The organism is Profundibacter sp. (assembly GCF_965277155.1).
Classification (GTDB): domain Bacteria; phylum Pseudomonadota; class Alphaproteobacteria; order Rhodobacterales; family Rhodobacteraceae; genus Profundibacter.
In genome coordinates this window covers 37,332-57,208 of the sequence record NZ_CBDIBV010000005.1, presented here as the reverse complement: position 1 = coordinate 57,208, position 19,877 = coordinate 37,332, and the positions used below count along the sequence as shown (strand labels likewise).

The 19,877-nt window shown below is 59.2% G+C and carries 19 protein-coding genes and 2 pseudogenes; 4 read left to right on the top strand and 17 right to left on the bottom strand.

Annotated features, from left to right (window positions below):
• Positions 1 to 211 precede the first annotated feature (211 nt).
• From ACQY4M_RS04275 to ACQY4M_RS04210, 14 genes are all read right to left on the bottom strand, one after another.
• Positions 212 to 646 (bottom strand): DUF6362 family protein, encoded by a 435-nt coding sequence (locus tag ACQY4M_RS04275; RefSeq protein WP_428541260.1) that lies wholly within the window; start codon positions 644 to 646, stop codon positions 212 to 214.
• Positions 643 to 849 (bottom strand): hypothetical protein, encoded by a 207-nt coding sequence (locus ACQY4M_RS04270; RefSeq protein ID WP_428541257.1) that lies wholly within the window; start codon positions 847 to 849, stop codon positions 643 to 645. The genes ACQY4M_RS04275 and ACQY4M_RS04270 overlap by 4 nt, the downstream gene beginning before the upstream one ends.
• Positions 846 to 1,193 (bottom strand): hypothetical protein, encoded by a 348-nt coding sequence (locus ACQY4M_RS04265; protein ID WP_428541254.1) that lies wholly within the window; start codon positions 1,191 to 1,193, stop codon positions 846 to 848. The genes ACQY4M_RS04270 and ACQY4M_RS04265 overlap by 4 nt, the downstream gene beginning before the upstream one ends.
• A 226-nt stretch (positions 1,194 to 1,419) precedes the next feature.
• Positions 1,420 to 1,752: a hypothetical protein gene (locus ACQY4M_RS04260; RefSeq protein WP_428541251.1), complete on the bottom strand. Its 333-nt coding sequence runs from the start codon at positions 1,750 to 1,752 to the stop codon at positions 1,420 to 1,422.
• Positions 1,753 to 2,149: 397 nt separating this feature from the next.
• A complete protein-coding gene (locus ACQY4M_RS04255) occupies positions 2,150 to 4,459 on the bottom strand; it encodes an AAA family ATPase (RefSeq protein ID WP_428541248.1) in 2,310 nt (769 codons plus the stop codon).
• Positions 4,456 to 5,271: a hypothetical protein gene (locus ACQY4M_RS04250; protein ID WP_428541245.1), complete on the bottom strand. Its 816-nt coding sequence runs from the start codon at positions 5,269 to 5,271 to the stop codon at positions 4,456 to 4,458. The genes ACQY4M_RS04255 and ACQY4M_RS04250 overlap by 4 nt, the downstream gene beginning before the upstream one ends.
• On the bottom strand, positions 5,268 to 5,690 hold the full coding sequence (locus tag ACQY4M_RS04245; protein ID WP_428541242.1) for a DUF6511 domain-containing protein: 423 nt from the start codon (positions 5,688 to 5,690) through the stop codon (positions 5,268 to 5,270). The genes ACQY4M_RS04250 and ACQY4M_RS04245 overlap by 4 nt, the downstream gene beginning before the upstream one ends.
• Before the next feature lie 3 nt (positions 5,691 to 5,693).
• Complete coding sequence (locus ACQY4M_RS04240; RefSeq protein WP_428541239.1) at positions 5,694 to 8,405, bottom strand: DEAD/DEAH box helicase family protein; 2,712 nt, start codon at positions 8,403 to 8,405, stop codon at positions 5,694 to 5,696.
• Positions 8,406 to 8,417: 12 nt separating this feature from the next.
• Positions 8,418 to 9,044, bottom strand: coding sequence for a hypothetical protein (locus tag ACQY4M_RS04235; RefSeq protein ID WP_428541236.1), 627 nt, complete (start codon positions 9,042 to 9,044; stop codon positions 8,418 to 8,420).
• An 18-nt stretch (positions 9,045 to 9,062) separates the two neighbouring features.
• The gene (locus ACQY4M_RS04230) at positions 9,063 to 9,956 is read right to left on the bottom strand and encodes an ATP-binding protein (RefSeq protein ID WP_428541233.1); all 894 of its coding nucleotides are present in this window, start codon (positions 9,954 to 9,956) and stop codon (positions 9,063 to 9,065) included.
• The gene (locus tag ACQY4M_RS04225; RefSeq protein ID WP_428541230.1) at positions 9,953 to 10,438 is read right to left on the bottom strand and encodes a hypothetical protein; all 486 of its coding nucleotides are present in this window, start codon (positions 10,436 to 10,438) and stop codon (positions 9,953 to 9,955) included. Before ACQY4M_RS04225 ends, ACQY4M_RS04230 begins: the two co-directional genes overlap by 4 nt.
• Positions 10,439 to 10,449: 11 nt before the next feature.
• The gene (locus tag ACQY4M_RS04220) at positions 10,450 to 10,656 is read right to left on the bottom strand and encodes a helix-turn-helix transcriptional regulator (RefSeq protein WP_428542074.1); all 207 of its coding nucleotides are present in this window, start codon (positions 10,654 to 10,656) and stop codon (positions 10,450 to 10,452) included.
• Between the two features lie 205 nt (positions 10,657 to 10,861).
• Positions 10,862 to 12,745 (bottom strand): 7-cyano-7-deazaguanine synthase, encoded by a 1,884-nt coding sequence (locus ACQY4M_RS04215; RefSeq protein WP_428541227.1) that lies wholly within the window; start codon positions 12,743 to 12,745, stop codon positions 10,862 to 10,864.
• On the bottom strand, positions 12,732 to 13,475 hold the full coding sequence (locus ACQY4M_RS04210; RefSeq protein ID WP_428541224.1) for a hypothetical protein: 744 nt from the start codon (positions 13,473 to 13,475) through the stop codon (positions 12,732 to 12,734). The genes ACQY4M_RS04215 and ACQY4M_RS04210 overlap by 14 nt, the downstream gene beginning before the upstream one ends.
• A gap of 201 nt (positions 13,476 to 13,676) precedes the next feature.
• On the opposite strand from ACQY4M_RS04210, the gene ACQY4M_RS04205 reads away from it, so the two are divergent.
• From ACQY4M_RS04205 to ACQY4M_RS04190, 4 genes and pseudogenes are all read left to right on the top strand, one after another.
• A complete protein-coding gene (locus ACQY4M_RS04205) occupies positions 13,677 to 14,849 on the top strand; it encodes a Fic family protein (protein WP_428541221.1) in 1,173 nt (390 codons plus the stop codon).
• Positions 14,850 to 14,862: 13 nt separating this feature from the next.
• The gene (locus tag ACQY4M_RS04200) at positions 14,863 to 15,579 is read left to right on the top strand and encodes a hypothetical protein (RefSeq protein ID WP_428541218.1); all 717 of its coding nucleotides are present in this window, start codon (positions 14,863 to 14,865) and stop codon (positions 15,577 to 15,579) included.
• A 180-nt stretch (positions 15,580 to 15,759) separates the two neighbouring features.
• Positions 15,760 to 15,984: a hypothetical protein gene (locus ACQY4M_RS04195; protein ID WP_428541215.1), complete on the top strand. Its 225-nt coding sequence runs from the start codon at positions 15,760 to 15,762 to the stop codon at positions 15,982 to 15,984.
• Positions 15,981 to 16,190, top strand: a pseudogene (locus ACQY4M_RS04190) (DUF2924 domain-containing protein); the annotation flags it as partial. The gene ACQY4M_RS04195 and the pseudogene ACQY4M_RS04190, both read left to right, overlap by 4 nt.
• Before the next feature lie 68 nt (positions 16,191 to 16,258).
• Here ACQY4M_RS04190 and betA read toward each other — a convergent pair.
• The 3 genes and pseudogenes from betA to betB all read right to left on the bottom strand — a co-directional run.
• Positions 16,259 to 17,759, bottom strand: a pseudogene (gene betA, locus ACQY4M_RS04185) (choline dehydrogenase); the annotation flags it as partial.
• Complete coding sequence (locus ACQY4M_RS04180; protein WP_428541212.1) at positions 17,759 to 18,409, bottom strand: glutathione S-transferase family protein; 651 nt, start codon at positions 18,407 to 18,409, stop codon at positions 17,759 to 17,761. The pseudogene betA and the gene ACQY4M_RS04180, both read right to left, overlap by 1 nt.
• 9 nt (positions 18,410 to 18,418) lie before the next feature.
• The gene (betB, locus tag ACQY4M_RS04175; protein ID WP_428541209.1) at positions 18,419 to 19,873 is read right to left on the bottom strand and encodes a betaine-aldehyde dehydrogenase; all 1,455 of its coding nucleotides are present in this window, start codon (positions 19,871 to 19,873) and stop codon (positions 18,419 to 18,421) included.
• Positions 19,874 to 19,877: the final 4 nt, after the last annotated feature.

Genomic DNA, 19,877 nt, shown 5'->3' with positions numbered 1-19,877 from the left:
CCCTGTCGCTAGCAAACTTGCGCGCCTAGCCCCCCCGTATACGTTTTACACAGGAAGGGACCCGTACAAATCGTTGCGGTAGTCATTGCGGGCACTGTTTGGCTGCGATCATCGCTGCGCGTTCCTCTCCCGAGTATATCCAAAATATAGCCCCACAAGCTGGCTTTTGTCCCATCGAAAAGTGTCCGCCGGACACAATTCTATCCAGCCATCAGAACTGCGACGCACCCGCCAGTTCTATTATGCGCCGCTTCGATAGCCTGCGATTGAACCGACGTTTATTCAGAGTGAGCGCGATCACACAAAGCCCGTAAACCCAATGCTGATGGGCGGCCGAACGCTGCAAACCGACCGTCCAGCAGATGGTTTTCCAGCGTTGGCCGTGGGCTTTCATCCAGACGATCTTGCCATCCGTCGGCTCGAGGCACGCGGTCCAGGTCAGGGTTTCCTCCATCCGGCTGATCGCCTGCGGCGAGGGCAGCACCCGCATGGGCCTGGGGTCCTGTCCGACCTGATCGGCAAAGCTGTGGAAGTATTCCGGCCAGGCGTTGAAATACCCCTGCTGACGCGGTTCGGGCAGGCGTTTGAGAACGAAGGCGGCTTCGGCAAGGCGGGCCTCTACCAGGCTCGGGGTCCAGTCATTCATCGCGCGACCTCCCCGTCCTGCGGGCGTTTGCCATAGAGTTTTTCGCCCAGTTGGCGAACTAACTCCCGTTCCGGCCATGTCAGCCGGTCATCATCGAGTGCCACGGCCAACAACCCCTGTTCCTTCCAGCCCTCGCGCTTGACCTGATCGGGCGCGCGGCGGGTACCGCCGTAACCACGCGGGGCAAACCTCATGCCGTTCATGCCATGCCTCCCTTCGTTTCCAGCGCCCAGTGCAGGATGGCGATGGCGTCGGCCTCGTTGTCGTCTGCAGGGCGGTAGCCCCGTGCATGGGCTGCCGCGATCATCATGGTTTTGCTGGCATTACCCTTGCCGGTGGCGTGTTTCTTGATCGTGCCAACCGGCACCCCCTGATAGGGCACACCCCGCATTTCCGCCCAGGCGGTCAGCGTGGCCATCAGCCCGCCGTAGACGTGTGCTGCATCGGTGCCCACGTGGCGGCGGACCTCCTCGAACCAGATGGTGGCGATCGGCCCCGCGAGTTGGTCCAACTCGGTCAGCCAGTTTACGAACCTCAGGTAGCGCATACCCCCGCCATCAAAGCGCCTTGGGCGAAAGCTGACGGTCCCGCTGGTGATCAAACCATCGGGAGATTTCAGCGCCCAGCCCGTTGTGGTGCCAAGGTCAAGGGCAAGGATGGCCCCGAGGGTTGGTGGGGGAGTAGCCAGTGCGGGTTCGGGTTTGCAAAGGTTGGGGTCAATACTGTTCATCGGTAGTCTCCTGTTGTTTGAACTGCTCTGGAATTGGAAATGCTCAGACACGGGATTTCCTCCGCGTCGGATTTCGTTTGAGAAATCGCTCGCGACGCTTTTGCCCGGCCATGGTGACGGCTCGGCCAGGGCGATGGTGGTCTGGGCAACGCCGGTTGAAATACCCGTTCGCCACCAGCCCCGTGACCACCTCGAAGGCCTCGCCGCAATCGCAGCAATGACTGCGCCAAACCAAAAGGGTTGTTGGTAAACCATCACGACGAATGTGCGGTTCGTGCGCCACCAGCTCGTAGCGCTGACCTTCCCACATCAGGACGAACCCGACATCCGGGGGCTGCTGGAAATGAATTCTGCGGGCGAGCTTTTTGGTGGCCATGGGCTGGGTCTCCTTGGTGGTCGAATGCAATGCGCGGAAACTCTCCGAAACGGAGCCCGGAGGAGGAGACGCAAGGCGTAGCCGCCAGCGTCCTCCTCCCACTCCGTAGGAGTGGGTTTCACCCCTAAACTAGGAACGGGGTGCAAGGGATTGTTATTGCGGATGAAAATGCAGTTTGGGGCGCTTAAACCGCAATCGTCCACCCAATCTGGTTGGGACGAAGCACGACGTGGTTGGGCGTAGCGCTGCAGGGGTAGTTTGGGTTGCGAAGCCAAACTGGTCCAAACTGGGTAGCGCGTAGCCTGTCGGGATATTGTCGGGGTAGTTTCGGAAATCCACCCTATCTGGTTCAAACTGGTTGGAGCGCAAAACCGCGCAGGTTTCATGGCATTGAAAATCATGGCCGATCCTCCTGCGCACAGACCCAGATTTCGGGGTTTTCGACCTCGAGCAGAGCTCCGGTGCGAGGGGATTTGAAATGCGTCGGGCGCACCGGAATACGGGCGGGTTGCACCTCACCAGTGTCGGGATCGACCTGTTCACCTTCCCCGGGGAACTCCATCCCCTCGACGCAGAGATAGCCAAAACGGGAACGCGAAGGCGCAAGGCCATAGGGTTTTCCATCGCGCAGGAATTTGATGAACCCTTTGGTGGAAAGCACATTCAGACGTTCGCGGATCGTGTCCTTTCCGCCCAGACCGGCGGTGTTTTCAAACGCCTCGGCGAATTGGTTGATGGTGTAGAGATGCCCGTCACTGGCCGCATCCAGCAGGATGCCGAGGATCACATCCCCCTTGCGCACCCGCTCGGCGTCATGTTTCGCACCCACATCCTTGCGCACGAGGCGCTCGTTCATCGGGTTCAGTTCGACCCACTGGCCCTTGACCTTGTCGATCAGTTTGGACGGCAGCGCCGGTCCGTTGCGCAGCTCGATTTCCAGTTTGCGCTCGCTCGCCTCCTCGTCGGGGCGGTGCATGATGATGCCCGAGGTGTAGAACCCGCGCAGGGAGCTGGCCCCCGACAGCGCCAGAAACGGATCCTCCTTGACCTGATGCTTACCGAGTTTCTTGGTGTGATGGACGAGGATCACGCCGCAATCGGGGTTCACGGCCTCGCGCAGAACCTCCACGCGGTCACGCAGGAAAAACATCATCGCGCCGTTGTCATTTTCACCGCCACCGTCCGGGCCACCATCAAAGACGTTTCGGATCGGGTCGATGCAGAGAATGTCGATGGGGTCGTTCGGAAACGCCTGCCGGACGGCATCGGCGGCCATGGCGGTCCCTTGCTCGTCCAGAAGCAGTTTCAGCTTGGGCGTGGCCACGAAGGTCTCGCGCGCGGCGTTGATGACCTCGGGTGGCAGGGCGATCTGCTTCAGGCGTTCGCGCAGATAGTGATACTGGATCTCGGCCTGCAAATAGAACACCCGCAAAGGGCGTGGCGGGGTGAAGCCCAAAAACGAAACACCGGCTGCCATGTGAACCAGCCACGAGATCAGGAAATCGCTCTTGCCAACCTTGGGTGCGCCACCGACCACCAACAGCCCGCCGGGGGTCAACACGCGGGGCGCAATGATGTCTTCGGGCATTGGCGTGGTGTCATCCAGCAATTCACCAAGGGTGAACGCGGACATTTCCGGCGAGGTATTGGCACTGTTGGTACGCAGCAGTGGCGGGCCGTTCTTTTCCACATGTTTGGCCCAGAGCCGGTCGGCTTCGGCCTTCAGGCGGTCTTCAGGCCAGCTTGGGCGCAACATGGCGGCGTTATAACCTCGGATGCCCTCCCAGCCCTCGTCCGGTGACATGCGCCCCTCGTGCACCATGCGGATGAAATGCCCGATGGCGGCGGAGGCCCCCTCGAACCGGGTCCAACCGTCTGTGCCACCTTCATTCACCGGTGTGGTCAGTACCGATCCGAGGGCAGGTTTGTCCGCTGTTTCCGGTGTGGGGGTCATGCCAACACCGGGAATGGCCGGCATGTCCGCAACCTGTTCGGCGAAATCATCGAGATCGACTTCCACGGCATTCTGCTCGCGGATCTGCACCAGGCGTTGGAACCCTCCCTTGTGATAGACACTGCCCGCGACGCGGATCGGCTGGTGGGCAGAGCGGAAATGGGTGTCGCCCCCGACCTTGATGGCAATCTCGCCGCGCAGGGCACAGAGCCGCGCCAGATCCTCGCCCTCGGCCGGCTCGGTCAGTTTCCACCAGATGTGCAGCTTGGTGGCCCCGTTCGCAACGGTCGCACCGTCCGGTGTGCGCCCGCCGCTCTCGACAATCAGGGTGGGCTGGCCGAGATGCCGGACCAGATGTTCCAGTTTGGCCGGAATGTCGCCCGCGTCCAGATCGACGATGATCGCCTGCATTTGCAGCACATCGGCCGATTTGGCCTGACCCGACTCAGTAACTGTGCCCGGAATCACATAGACCGCAGCGCCTTCCTTTGAGGCCCAATTGGCAAATGTCGCAAGCTTTTCCGGTGCAGTATCGTCCGCATCGATCCATATATTATGGGGCTTGCCATCTTTACCCTGACCCTTGTCGACAAAGCCGCGCACGGGGATCAGGCCCTCGCAGTAGCCGAACACCACATCGAGAAATGTTGCGATCTGTGCCGCGTCCGGCTCCACCCCGAACGGATCATCGAGCGGAGCAGCATCGTTGAAATCCGTCCACGGGTTGAAATGAATGATGTTGTCGTCGCTCATGCCCGGGGCTCCGCCCGTTCGCGACTGAAACGCTCCCCCGGAGCGTTTCCAAGACACCGCTCACTCCAGCAGCGGTCTGCGTAAGAGCAGAACCGGCATTCATGGAAATCGCGAGATTGGGCGACGCGGGGCAGCAATTCACCCACGTCGGTGGCCTGCAGAATGCGCACGGCGCGATCCGACATGCGCTGCGCAAGGGCGGCGTTGAGCGGCACCAGTTCGTGGTAGAGTTCAGCCGTGTCCTTGTTGATGGCAGTGAACAGTGCCGATGCCTCGGAAATCCCCGGCACCACCGGCTCCATATAGGCCTGATAAATGGCGATTTGAGCGGCGTAGACCGGCTTGGAAATAGCAACCCCGTCCTTGACGCAGGCGCGCCAGTTCTTGGCGTTCATGGTTTTGCACTCCCAGAGTGCAGGCATGCGCAACCCAAGCGCAGCGGATGCACCCAAAATGATGCCGTCGACATGACCACGAATGCGGCCGCTCGCGACCGAAAACCCAAACTGGCCGCCATCGTTTTTTTGCGTGACGAGATCGATGCCAGCGGCCCGCAGCCAACGGATCGCCAGATCCTCGAGCCGGTTGCCAATCTCGAATATCCGCAAAACCTGGCCGCTGAAATCGCTGCCTTCGTCTTTTGGCGCTTGCGCAAACTCGAATTGCAGCGCCCGTTCGCAGGGCACACCAAGGCGGGAGGCCCCGAGATAATCGCGCGGCGTCTCGTTGTCCCGCTCGCCGATCAGCGCGGCATCGACGAGACCGTTGATGCGCTCCCCGATGGACGGCCTGTGGTTGAAGTCCAGTGTCAAAACGGAATCTCCGATGCTTGCGATTTGGCGATGTCGGCCATGGCCTCGCGGAAACCCTCGACGGCCTCCTCGATCAGGGCGCGAACCTGGCGCTCGGTGAGACCGGCCAATTCCGTCTGCCAACCGATTTCCTCCATCAGCAGGGCGATGCGTTGCATGGTGGCGGTGACGGCGGCGCGTTCTTCTTCGGTGAGATCAACCATGGCCACAGACTCCCGTGCTCGCGCCGCCCAGAAGGCCTGACAGGCTATCGAGCAGAACCAAAAATAAGAGCGGGAATGTTTCCGCTGATGGGGCCGTTGCGAACGGTGCGGATCGCGCCAGCCAAAACCACGGGTGGGTTGCTGGCAGACCGCACAAAGCGCGCCACGCGGATGCCAGAGCCGTTGCCGGTCGGTTGTTGTCGGGAAATGCGTCATTGGTCATGCCGCCCTCCCGATTGCATCGGCAGCATTATCCGCCCCGAACACCAGCGAACGGATGGCCTTGCGGTTGAAGCGGAACGACAAGAGCGCCGAGGCCTGATAGCGGGTCAGCCCGAAATCCTGCCGGTATTCTGCTGGCAGATATTGCAGCTGCTTTTGTGTCGGCGGCTGGTTCAGCCAGCGCCGCGTCTTGTGGGCGCTCTCATCAGATTCGTGCGTGTTCAGCCAGTCATCGGCGGCGGCGAGGCAAACCGTGCGCTCGCCCGCGGCCAGCAATCGGGGCCGTTCCTTTTGCCGCCCGCCGATTCCGTACCAGCGGCCATTCAGAAAAAACACCCCGCCCCAGGCGACAAACCCGTTGGCGATCAGGGCCGCATCATCGCCGAACAGGTCACACCAGCGGAAACTGGAGCGCTTCAACAGGTCGATCTCGGACATGACGAACTCGGAAAGCTCGCACGGGCCGTCAGCGTCGTCACGTTCCCAGAGATGGCCGCAAAGCGGGCATTCCATCACCGCCAGCGGCACGGTCGCCTCGCAATCGGGGCACTCTTTGGTCGGGGCTTCACCGCTACCTTCGCGACCATCGAGATCAACGTCCTGCTCGAGCGAGCCATGCAGCAGCGTGGACGTGCCGAAATCCAGCACGATGCAATCGGTCTTGATGACGCCCGGATGCTCACTGGGATCAACCGTGCGCAAACCCCGCCCGACCATCTGCATCATGGTGGACTTGTAGGAACTTGGCCGCAGCAGCACGACGCAGGAGGTGGGCGGATGGTCCCAGCCCTCGGTGAGGACGGCTACATTGACTACCACCCGTAATTTGCCCGCGCTGTAATCCGCCAGCACCGATTTGCGCTCGGTCTCGCCCATGTCGCCGTAAATCAGGCCCGTCGGCACCTCGGCGGCGTTGAACGCATCAGTTACATTGCGGGCGTGGTCGACGGTGGAGCAGAAGACCACGGTTTGCCGGTCTCCCGCCTTTTCCCGCCAATGCTCGATAACCGCATCGGTCACCGGCGCGCGGTTCATGATGGCGTCGACCTCGCCCATGTCGAAATCCGCCACCGTTTTGCGCACGCGGCCCAGATCGCTCTGCACGCCCACATCGACAACAAAGGTGCGCGGCGGCACCAGATGGCCCGCAGCGATCAACTCGCCGATACGAATCTGGTCCGAGACATTGGTAAAGACTGGCCGCAGCCCCTTTTTGTCGCCCCGGTTCGGCGTGGCCGTGACCCCGAAAACCTTGCAATCCGGATTGCGATCCAAGGCACGATCGATGATGCGCCGGTAGCTGTCGGCCGCCGCATGGTGGGCCTCATCGATCACCAGCAGGTCGAGTGCGGGCAGAGCGTCCAGATTGGCGGCGCGGGTGAGCGTCGGCACCATGGCAAAGGTCACCTGACCCCGCCATGATTTTTCTTTGGCATCGACCACCGAGGTGGACAGCCCGGGATTGACGCGGGCGAACTTGCCACGGTTCTGCTCGGTCAGCTCGTCCCGATGCGCCAGCACGCACGCCTTGGCATCGCTGTCACCAACCATGTCTCCGGCCACCGCCGACAGCATTATCGTCTTGCCGGAATTATGCGTGAGGGTGAAATCCCCCATCAGATAACGGTGGTCACCATCGACGCTAAAGCCGAAATATTCGCCCTCATCGGCCGGATGAGCCGTGAAGCCGCAACGCAATACATTTTTCTTCTGCTTGCGCGGCGGGGCCTGTTTGCGCAGTACCCGCGTGGGGATTTCATCGAGATCGCCGGAAATGTGGACCCGGAAGTAAATCCGCCCCTTCACTTCCTTTTCCCGCAAGGTGGCCAGAAACCCGAGGCTGCGAGCAACAAACACCACATCCTCCGCCAGGCGGCGCGACTTGCTGACAAACTCGAAACAGCGCCCGTTCATCAAATGTCCGTCCGTATCGAGCAATCCGGCCAGAATGGCGAAACGAACCTCGCGAGAGCCGAGGCGGTATTCCTCGGGCATGAACTTCTGGCCCGAGGATTTTCCGAACAGGCCAAGCCCCCGAAGCTGGCCAATCAACGCGTTGTGGTGATCGCGGTCATCAACGAAAAAATAGGTGTTGGCCTCGTTATGGGGCAGTTGCTCGCATCTTAGCCTGAGGCCCAGATGGGCCGCATACCGATAGAGATCATCGACGATTTCCACATCCGGCGTGGTGACGGATACATTGCGGATGATGCTGCCATCGCCCAGGATCAGGCCGAGGAAATACGGGGCCAGTTCCGGAGCCTTCCGCTCCACAAAATCAGCTGGCATGCGCAGCAGTTTGTGCAGGTGGCGGAAGTTGTTCGAGGAGGCAAGCCAGTTGGCCACGCTGATATCCACCAGTTCGCCGTCCCGGTTGCGGCAACGGGCGGGCATGCCGTCATTGGTGCGCACCAGAGTCAGGATGTGGCCGAGGTTGACCGTAAACGCCTCGCCTTTGATGGGGCGGATTTCGATCATCCGGTCATGGCCCCGGTGCAATTCCAGCACATGGCGCGGCGTACTGCCGGGGCCCATGAGGACATCCCCGACGGCGATATCCTCCACAGGTTTCAGGGAGCCGTTATGCATGAGGATCAGCGTTCCCGGCGCGTGACAGCCGGTCGGCGCCACACCGAGCGCGTTGCCGTGTTCTTCGAGCGCGCGAAGGCTGCGCTCGACAAAGAGTTTCTGGCGGGGGCGGAGCAGCATGGCCGGATCCTCCTATTGCGCCCAGGACGGACGGCCGGTGGCCGACGGTGCCTGAGAGGATTGCGAACCCTGCGGGGGCTGCGCGCCCTGCAGGTTGTGGGATTGCTGACCCTGCGAAAGCGGGGGCTGCGCTGGAGCGACCGCGCCCATGATTGCCGCGTAATCCTTATGATCGGGCGTCACCGCAGACCGGATCTCGTTCTTGTCGTCACCATTGGCATCTGTGCCGACATCAATACGGGCGACGAATTCAATCCCGTCGAGATCGGCAAAGCCGCCGATACGGCGTGCCGCCTGAGCCTCGGGCGACATGTCCTTGTCGGAAATCCCGCGCGCGGAATTGAGGATGCCCCGCACAAAACTGCGCCCCATATTGCCCCAATCCGGCCCCTTGGGGCTGTAGAGCCCGATCAGCGTGAAGATCTTGCGGCGTGCATATTGGCCTTCCAGCACGGTGAATTCACCGTTCAGATAAACGGCACCGGTGGAGCCGCGCGTGGCATAGGCGCCGGTCCAACCCTGGCTCGGATCATCGAACCCGCCGGGGCGGATGGTCAGGCGTACCTTGGCCAGCGTGCCCTTGGGGATCAGGTTGATGTTGCTTTTTGCGTCATTGAAATCATTCCAGAGTCCAGTCATGGATCAGGTCCTTTTCGTTCAGTTGGGGGATGGGTTTTGATCGGCCACAGCGGCCGGTTCAGGGGATTGGGTGTAGGTCAGCCGATCACTTGCGGGCACGCCTGGGGTTCTGATCTTCTCCATCAGACGGCCCAGATGCGGCTCCTCGACTTGCGCGAGGCGACCCGAGCGATCTTTGGCGGGAAAGCCCCAAGGGTTGATGGTCTGGCAGATGAAGGCGCGGTAGGGCACGCCGCTTTCGCCCGGCAATTCGGCCATGGTAATGACCTCGTCGACGATGCCCGGCAGCTCGAGGCCGGTTTTGGAGCCGTCGATTTGGGCCGAAAATACCTTGCGATTGAAGTCGTCCAGCTTCTCGTCGAGGATGCCGACGAACCAGACATTTTTCGCTCGCGTATGCTGGAGATGCGTCAACCAGCCGATCATCTCGCGGCCGTGCAGCCCATAGGCCCCGCGCACATCCGGCTTGCCGGTCTTTTCCGAGAACGCCTCGGGCTGGCCCTTGCACCAGCCGAAACACAGCCTCCCGGCCACGGTGATCGAGTCAATGAAGATGGTCTGGTATTTCACGAGCGCGGCGGGATCGCCGAACTGCTCGCACACGGCCGCATAATGCGCCGGGCCATAGGGCAGCGTGCCCCGCGGGGGCTGATCATCGCGCAGCGCCGGATTGGGTCCGCCGATGAACACCGCGAAATCCCGACACTCGGCCCAGGTGCGCGGCCGGATCGTGTCCCCCTGCCAGCCTTCGATGGCAAGATCGCCCGCCTCGAGGTCCATGAACAGGGTGGTGGCGGGATCGAGCGTCCAGAGCAGGCTGGTTTTGCCGATACCGGATTTCCCGAAGATGCAGCCTTTGATACCGCGGGCTTCGGCCAGGCGCTCGTCGGCGCTGATGATGGGAAGGCTCATTGCGCGTCCCCCTCATCCAAAAGGGTAATCCTCAGCTTGCCGGGATGAACCGTGCGGGCATCGCGAAACGCCTCCTGCATCGATGTGGGCCAGGCGGCAAACTTACGCTCGGCAACCTTGTAGCTGATATCGATAATCTCGGAGGGGTCATCACCCGCCGCGCGGATGCGCTCAATCATGCGGGCCAGCTGCGCCTGATCCCAGACAACGCGCTTGGGCAGATCGGCTTTGACCGTGACCTCGCCATCTGCAAACCGAACCGTTCCGGTATCTTTTTGTGCAGACCGGCGCAGATCATCGGCCTGATCGGCGTATTTGAGCGCCAGTGCGCCGTCGAGCCATTCGCAGGCCATCTTGGCCGAGCGCAGCGCCTTGGTGGTTTCCTGCTGTAGGCGCGCCAACTCCGCCGCCGGCAAACCCGCGATTTCGCCCACGGGCATGTGTTTGAGCGCCTCGAGCGTGATGTGATTGGGAATGTTCATGTCCACCCCCCTCACGCCATCGCCCGAGGGACGTTCGGTGTCGCCTGTCGGATCTGCTCGGCCTCGAAAGCCTCCACATCCTCGAGCCGGTAAATGACCCGTCCACCAAGCTTGATGAATTGTGGGCCTTCACCGGCCCAACGCCACCGCTCCAATGTACGCGGTGAAATGTTCCATCGAGCCGCAAGCTCGATCTGGTTGAAATGTCTGACAGGCATGGGCCTCTCCACGAAGTTAATGGTTGCGTTTCTCCCCGACACGTTTTGGCGTCTGGAATTACCCATTAATTTCAGTGTTTTGGCCGCCAAATTATATAATCAGGCTCGATTTTCTTTGTGACATGCCGCACGAAAAAGGCCCTGAAAAATCAGGACCCGAGCGGTTCAATTGTGACATGATGCCAGTTTGTTTGTGACATCGCCATCAAGGCTCTGTGGGTGGCGGCCCCTTTTTCTTGATATCCGCAAGGGCAACTTCGCGCAGATTCGGGCTGAGCCGATACCCTTTGCCATGAAGGTTTTCGATGAAACTGTCCTCATCCAGAGGAATGCCAAGATCCGTGGCGAGTGGATCAAGAGAGCTGCGCAATCGTCTCAGCAAGGTTCGCAAAGCTGGTTCAGATATGTCGAGTTCGCCAGCCAAGTCACGAGCGGTGATGCACTCGATCGTTCGCACGTCGTGCTTGGCCGATCGGAAATTGGGCAGCAAATTTTCAACCAGTTTGAAATTGGCACCCTCAAGCGCCAAGCCGTTGTGGAACAAGACATGCTTGCTCCTTTCATCGACAGCAAATTCAAGAATTGGTGCTGCAAGGCGGTCCATGAAACCCTTTGCCTGCGCATCATAATCCGACGGCGGTGCCACAGTGATTTGGCTACGATTCAGGCACATGCTCAAAAGGGCTCCTGCCGGTAACCCCTCTCCGCCTTGCGCAAGTTTTCCCTTATGTTGCACCAAGCCATCTTCAATGACGGCCACAACATCAAGGGAGTGGCGCATATACAATTCATAAACCCGATCCTTTGCTTCATCCGCCGAAAGATCGGAAAATTCACCGAGTGCTGGTGTGATTTGTGGATTTGTCGAAAGAAACCTGTCCTTCGTTGATGACGAAAAAGTCTGGAAAAATTTCACATAGGCAAGCGCCATGCGAACATCACGATCCTGGCTACGATCGCCCAATAGCAAGTCCAGCTTGTAGCTATCTCCGGGGTCCAAATCTTCCAAGCCTGCCGCCAAAATTGCGATCCTTCTGTCGATGCATTGCGAACAGGCACCGCAATGGTGCTTCTTTTTCGTCCAGGTTCTCGGGCGGGTACAACTGTTGGTTTTTCCAAGAAGGTGCCCAAACCCGTTTGCAGGAATAATTTGCGTCACCTCCTTCTTGGTAAACCACTGGAAAGGTGTTCTTATTTCTATATTCTTATCCAATATCTCCGAGAACAATTCCTCGAAGCCACTAATAACCTTTGGGTGCGTCGTCCGCGTGGCCCTGGCACCCAACACATCTTTTGCTATCGGGATATTCAAGCTCACAACGCCATTTTCATAGAAAGTGAATTCATCTTTCTTGAACATCTGTGCAACGACCAAAGCCAGACACGCAAAGAGAAAGGAGCGGGTCCGCTGGGTATATTCGCTCGCATTTACCTTGGTATTGGTCACGTTGATCGGGACATAAAATATCTGGTTCGCCAAACCGCCTTGTTTCAGGCCTTCAATAAGCTCTTTTTGGACTTTGAATACGCCGGGTGCCGAATGGTGACCCACGAGAACCAGCTTCTTGCCTTCCTGCACAAGGTCTCTGACAGCTCCCGAAAACGAGTCAACACCCCCTGAAAATAACGCAATTTCATCCGGGTCAAATGTTCCGTGGCTTAGCCCGGGGAAATACAACTCCTTCTCAGCCAGGGGTTTTTCCGCCTTTACGAAAGAAAAGGCGTAGGAATCTTCAGACAGAAACCCCAAAGTCTCACAAAGAGCGTTGATGACCGCTTCGTTCTGCCAGCGTTCAGGGTCACGCAACGGAATCGTGAAATTCATGACCCGTCGCCAATTTTTCCCATACCCCGCCAACACTTCTGTTCCGCGGCGAGATTGCTGGTCTGCACAGTAAACGTATGAGGCAACCTCGAGCAAATCCAGCAAAACATCAGGAATGTTGCTCACCATTGCCTTGCTGATGTCTTCGATCTTCAAGTTGACGTTTTTCAGGTCCCCCTGAACATCCAACTGGATATCCTTTCCTGCTTCGCCGGCATCAGAATCGGGGGTGGCACCGCCGCAGATAAAGTTAAACGTGTTCATTTGCGGCACTCCTGATAGACAATTCTTTCCTGATTTTCTTGAATGCAACATGGGCAAACCCTGCAACATCCTTGCGCGAGATGTCTTTTTTCAGGTTATGGGCGTTCTTACCCAGCCAATCTTTTGCAAAGGCCCGCATGATGATTGTTGTTTCGGCACAATGGCGCTTTACCGCACCATCAAAGGACGCCATGTCACCGACCGACTGCACAAAGTTACCTGGCCTGACATGACGGGGGATTTCCCGGTCAAGAAAATACTGGATATTGTGCTCAACCAGATTGGTGAAAAACCGTTGTGATAATTCTGCGAATTTTTCGGGTGCTGAAAAGGTTGCCACTGTCGTTCTTTCATCTTCCCGGTCAGACTTCCAAAGGGATGGTGTGCTTTCCCGAGCCAAACTATCCAATGCCGCGATACCAGCATGCTTAGCCATTTCACTCAGATCGGTGGTATTCGGGCTATTTCGCCGTTGCGCGGTCTCGATCGCAGCATCGAACCCAACCGCCAAGTCGGTAATCGACGGGGAATCGGGGACGGTTATCCCTAAATCTTTCAATGCTTGGGCAAAGTTCTTGGACTTCGCAGCCTGTGGAATTTTAATCAGAAGCCACAAGGCTTCGATAAACGCCGGGTCTTTTGCTGCCTTCATCAGGGATTTGTCAGTTGCTTCGGCGACGGCGTCGGCCAACGCGGGAATAGACACATCCCCGGCCTCTAGGTATGCCACGATTTCTCGCCATTTTTTTGTTGCGGGCGGTTGGCCCAGCCTGACATGGCCCATTTCAACCCTCTTAAGAAAGTGTGAATGCAGTAAAATCTGCCCGTTCACTCCGAAAATACGGAACCTTTCGTTAGAAATTCGACAAGGAAACGATTCTTCGCTATCCTTTAGCAAGCACATTGCCAAAGAAAGGCGCAAAGCACAACCATGACGATATCGGAAAATTCATCTCGTCTCGGAAAACTCGTCACGATTTCAACCGCCGGAGAGGTGGCGAAGGCGTTCATCCCGCCTGCGTTGCCCCCCATACCGATGGTTCGGATGGACAAGCTCTATGGCCCGCTGGAACGGGCCAACAGGGCGCTGGGGCGGCTCGACGGGATTGCCTCGATTCTGCCGGATACACCGTTGTTTCTTTACATGTATATCCGCAAGGAAGCCCTGCTGTCCTCACAGATCGAGGGCACGCAATCGTCACTCTCGGACCTTCTGTTGTTCGAAAACGAAGAGGCGCCCGGCGTCCCGATCAACGACGTGGTCGAGGTGTCGAACTACGTGGCGGCCATGAACCATGGGTTGGAGCGGATCAGGGGCGGCTTTCCGATTTCCCTTCGCCTCATGCGCGAAATCCACGAGATTCTGCTGGCCAAGGGGCGCGGTGCCACCAAACAGCCGGGCGAATTCCGCCATTCGCAAAACTGGATCGGCGGCACCCGTCCGGGCAATGCGCTGTATGTACCCCCGCCACCGGAAGAGGTGCTGGACCTGATGTCCGATCTAGAGGCCTTCATCCATGCCGACACGCCCGCCGTACCGACGCTGGTCAAGGCCGGGCTGGTGCATGTGCAGTTCGAAACCATCCACCCGTTTCTTGACGGCAACGGCCGTCTGGGCCGGTTGTTGATCACGCTTCTGCTCTGCGACAAAGGCATTCTGAAGGAGCCGATCCTTTATCTCAGCCTCTATTTCAAAACCCATCGCCGGTATTACTATGACCTTTTGCAACGGGTGCGCGAGGATGGCGACTGGGAGGCCTGGATCGAGTTCTTTCTCGAGGGAATCACGGAAACCTCGTTGCAGGCGGCCGATGCCGCCAGGCAAATCCTGTCGCTGTTCGAGGAAGACCGCGCTAAAATCGAAAGCCTCGGGCGGCCGGCAGCCTCGGCCCTGCGGGTGCATCAATTGCTTCAGCAAAAACCGATCATCGCCATCCCCGATGCGGCGCGCGAAACCGGCATGTCGGCACCGACCGTTGCAAAATCGATCCAGCACCTGCGCGACCTTGGCCTGTTGCGCGAAATCACCGGCAAGCAGCGGGGGCGCATGTTTGTCTACAGCGATTATCTGAGCATCCTCAGCCAGGGAACGGAGCCAATCTGATGCGGGGGAAGCAATGATAGAATTTGTGGCCGTAAATGATGACGATCCGGCCCTGGCGCATTCTCCAATGGTGCGCGCCATCGGCAAGACCTTCGCCTATATCGCCGAGAACGGCCCGATTGGTTTGACACCATCAATGGCCTTCAAACGGGTGTTCGTGCATTGGGCAGCAGCAGAGTTCGACTGGCCCAGATTGTCCGAGGCCGAGCTGTTCAGCGTCAACAAGGTGCTGAACGAAATGGATTTCTGGCCGCTGATGGATATCCACGACACACTGATCGCGCTCAAGATCGGGCGGCATTACAAAGGCAGTTTCCGCCTGACCAAGGCAGGCCAGTCGCTCATAGACCATCCCGGGCGGCTGTTTGGCATCATTACTCCGTTCTACCTATTCGAGTTCGACCACCAGCGCTTTGCCCGCATGCCGGAACGACCACTCGGCAACTGGGATGTTTTTCTGAATGTGCTGAATGTCGAGGCCGAAAATGGCATATCCGGCCGCGATATTGATCGCGTTTTCTATGGCACACATGCAAAGGCGCAATACAATCGTGATCTGGCAAGCCTCTACGCGCAGGTCCTGCGCCCCCTGATATGGACCGGCCTGCTGGCGGAACACCGCGACAAGGGGGAATGGGTCGAAGACGCCGTGTTCGCCAAAACACCGCTATGGCATTCCGCGTTGCGGCTCGATACGGACGATATGGTTCAATCCGCGATGCGTCACTGACCGGACATCTGGGCGAATCAATTTGGATGGAAATTACGAAGAAAGGATTTCCAACTTTTGATCAGCTTTCTAATGTTTTCGCCCCACCACGCACGGTTACGTCAACTCATTGATATTACTTGATATACTCTCACACATCCCTTTCATACGACAAAACCAACTCACTCTCTGGAGGTCGTTATGGAAGAACAAATCGTGGGGCCGGACCCTTTTCCGGTGGACAGGATGAATGCGGAGGAGCGGCTGGCCGATCTGGGCCGCATCCTGGCGGCGGGCATCCGGCGGATGCGCGGGGCAGAGCCGGAAACTGGCGAACCCAAACCTGATACGCCCCGCTATGTCGAGGTGGTCGGCAAGAGCCGCCGCGGGCGGCGCACCAGGATCCGGATCGGGGGTGGCAAATGACGTCCGCCCCTGCATCCCCGCCCAAACCGGGCGAACACCCCGCCACCGACCAAACCGTTCTCTCCCGCCTCGCGGCCCTGAAAACCATGAGCGTGAACGAGCTGAAGGAAGAATGGGAACGGCTTTTTGCTTCTGGCGCGCCCAACAACAGCCGGTCCTACCTGGAAATCCGCATTGCCTACCGCATTCAGGAACTGACCCATGGCGGGCTGTCCAAGAAAAGCCGCCAGATGCTGAAGGCACTGTCCGCCGAGATGCACGGCAAGCGGCTGGGCGGCCAGCCGCAGCCCATCCACCCCGATCACCCGACATTCGGGATCAACCACCGCCTTTGGGTCATCCTTTGCCCCCATCCGCGCCGTGCCGCAGGGGTGGAACGCGCTTTCGGCGTGTTCGCGGATAAAGCTGTCCAACTCGTCATCACTTTGAAAATCCACACCGGGTTGGATTTCGTGCTTCACATAGGGCGCAAAGGCTTCTTGTGCGAAAATCTCGCGGGTCAGGCGGATGCAGGCACGAAAATCCTGCCAGTCCTGATCATGGGACATATAATTGAACAGGATATTCGGCGCTTCCCTAGGGTCCGAGGACGCCAAAGTCACCGCCCCGCGCGACGGGCTGCGCATCGGTCCGACATGGGCCTGAAACCCGTGCCCCTCGGCCGCCGCCTTACCGTCATAGCGCACAGCGATGGGCAGGAAATGATACTGGATATCGGGGTATTCCACACCGGCCCGACTGCGGATAAAGGCGGCTGACTCAAACTGGTTGCTCGCCCCCATGCCGGTTTTGCTGAACAGCCACTGCGCCCCGATCCGCGCCTTGGAAATCAGGTTCCAATAGCGATACAGCGTGATCGGCAGTTTGCTGGCATACTGGATATACAGTTCCAGATGGTCCTGCAGGTTCTGCCCCACACCGGTCCGATCCGCGACCAGATCAATCCCGTATTCCGCCAGATGCGCCGCCGGACCAATGCCCGACAACATCAGCAATTTCGGCGAATTGATACTGGACGCCGCAAGGATCACCTCGCGCCGCGCGTGGATCACTTCGATCTTGCCGCCGCGCTCGACCTCGACCCCGGTGGCCCGCCCGTCCCTGATCACCACACGCCGTGCCAGCCCGCGGGTCAGGTTGCAATTCGGGTGTTTCAGCGCGGGTCTAAGGTAAGCATTGGCCGCCGACCAGCGCCGCCCGCGCCAGACGGTCTGTTCCATCGGGCCAAAGCCCTCTTGTTGCTGACCGTTATAGTCATCGGTGGTCTGGTATCCGGCTTGCGCGCCAGCCTCGACAAAGGCGCGAAACAGCGGATTGCGCCGCGGCCCGCGCGTTACATGCAGCGGCCCGTCTTTGCCCCGCCATACAGGATCACCACCATGGCCACCGGAATGCCAATGTTCCATCCGTTTGAAATAGGGCAGCACATCGGCATAGGACCAGCCCTGCGCACCCTGTTCGGCCCAATGGTCAAAATCCTTGGCATGACCGCGCACATAGACCATGCCGTTGATGCTGGAAGAGCCGCCAATCACCTTGCCGCGCGGGCAAACCAGCGTCCGGTTGCCCAAATGCGGCTCGGGCTGGGTTTTGAAGCCCCAGTCATAAATCCCCATATTCATTGGATAGGACAGGGCAGCGGGCATCTGGATAAACGGCCCCGCATCGGTGCCACCATGCTCGATCACCAGAACCGAGGCCCCCGCCTCGGACAGGCGATACGCCATTGCACAGCCTGCCGACCCCGCACCGACGATCACATAATCCGCTTCCATCAGTCTGCCCCTTTGGCGCGCAAAACCTCGTAGGAAACCATCACATGTTCACGAAACGCCGCCCGCCCCTGCAAGCGGGCGTAATAGGCGGCAATCACCGGCCGGTCCTTGCGCGGAATATCAATGTCGAAATAGCGAAACAGCACATGCCCGATGACAATATCGGCCAGCGTTAAATCCGCGCCCATCACATAAGGGTTATCCCCCAACTGTGCTTCCAAATGGCCCAAATATCCATCGAACCTGTCCAGAGCCACCGTCAGCGCAGCCCCATCCCGATCCTCTGCCGCCGTGCGCACCCGCGCCCAGAATATCGGCACCGTAAAATCGCGCGAAAAACTGACCTTGCCCCATTCGGCCCACATATCAACCCGTGCCCGCGCCACCGGATTGGCGGGCCAGAAGGCGCCGCCATCGCCGTATTTCGCCGCCAGATAGCGCAGGATCGCGCAGCTTTCCCACAGCACCAGATCACCATCGCAGATCGTCGGCACCAAACCATGCGGATTTAACGCCAGATAGTCCGGCGTGTCATTCCCTCCGAAATACAGGCCATAATCCAGCCGCTCATATGCCAACCCCAACTCGCCGATGCCCCACATCACCGCCTGCACATTGGATGAGGACGCCCGCCCGTAAACCGTGATCATAATTGCCTCCTAAAACGGCGCGTCCACCGGACCCATCGCCACGTAAACCGATTTCAACTGGCTGTAATGTTCGATCGCAGCCTTGGAATTCTCGCGTCCGACACCCGACATTTTCACCCCGCCAAAGGGGGCCTCGACCGGCGCCAGATTATAGGTGTTGATCCAGCAGGAACCGGCCTCTAGCACCCCCACAACCCGATGCCCGCGGGTCAGATCGGCGGTGAATACGCCACCGGCCAGCCCGTATGGGGTGTCATTGGCCCGGGCGATCACTTCGGCCTCATCTTCAAAATCCAGCACCGACATGACGGGGCCAAAAATCTCTTCCTTGGCGATGGTCATGTCGTCTGTCACATCGGCAAACACCGTCGGCTGGATATAGAACCCGTCGCGGTTCAGCCGTGCCCCGCCAGTGACCAGACGCGCGCCTTCTTCCACGCCCTTGTCGATGTAGCGCTGCACGATACCCAACTGTCCCTCGGACACCATCGGACCGAAATTCGTCGCCTCGTCCAGCGGATCACCGATTACTGCCGCTTCAACCCGTTCCTTCAGCCGCGCCAAAAACGCCTCTTTGGCGCTCTTTTGCACGAACACCCGCGTGCCATTGCTGCACACCTGCCCTGAGGAATAGAAATTCCCCAGAATAGCGCCGCCCACCGCATCCTCGATATTGGCGTCATCAAACACGATCATCGGGGATTTACCGCCCAGTTCCATCGTCACATGTTTCATTTCCGCGGCTGCCGCCGCATAGACCTTTTGCCCTGTCGGAACCGAGCCGGTCAGCGAGACCTTGGCCACGCGCGGATCGGTCACAAGGGATGCGCCCACCTGTCCCATACCCTGAACCACGTTGAAAACGCCCGCGGGCAGGCCCGCTTCATGCAAAATCTCGGCCACTTTCAATGCGCCCAGCGGCGTGGTTTCGGACGGCTTGAACACCATCGCATTGCCACAGGCCAACGCGGGGGATGCCTTCCAGCAAGCGATTTGCGTCGGGTAGTTCCACGCGCCAATGCCAACGCAAACCCCCAAAGGCTCACGCACGGTATAGACAAAATCGCCACCACCCAGCGGGATGTGCTCGCCGGTCAGCGCACCCGCCAGCCCGCCGAAATATTCCAGCGCATCCGCGCCCGAAGTGGCATCGGCCACCAGCGTTTCCTGCAAGGGTTTGCCGGTATCCAGCGTTTCCAGAATGCTTAGATCACGGTTGCGCGCGCGGATGATGTCAGCGGCGCGTCGCAACACACGCCCGCGCTCGGTGCCGCTCATGGCGGCCCATTCGCCCTGTGCCGCCTTGGCCGAGGCCAGCGCCTGATCCACCACCGCAGGGGTGGCGGCATGAACCCGCGCGATCACTTCGCCGGTGGCGGGATAGATCACGTCGACCAAAGTGCCGGAGCTGTCTTCGACATAGGCGCCATTGATGAAATGGCTGGCTTGGGGCTGGGCTTTCATAGCA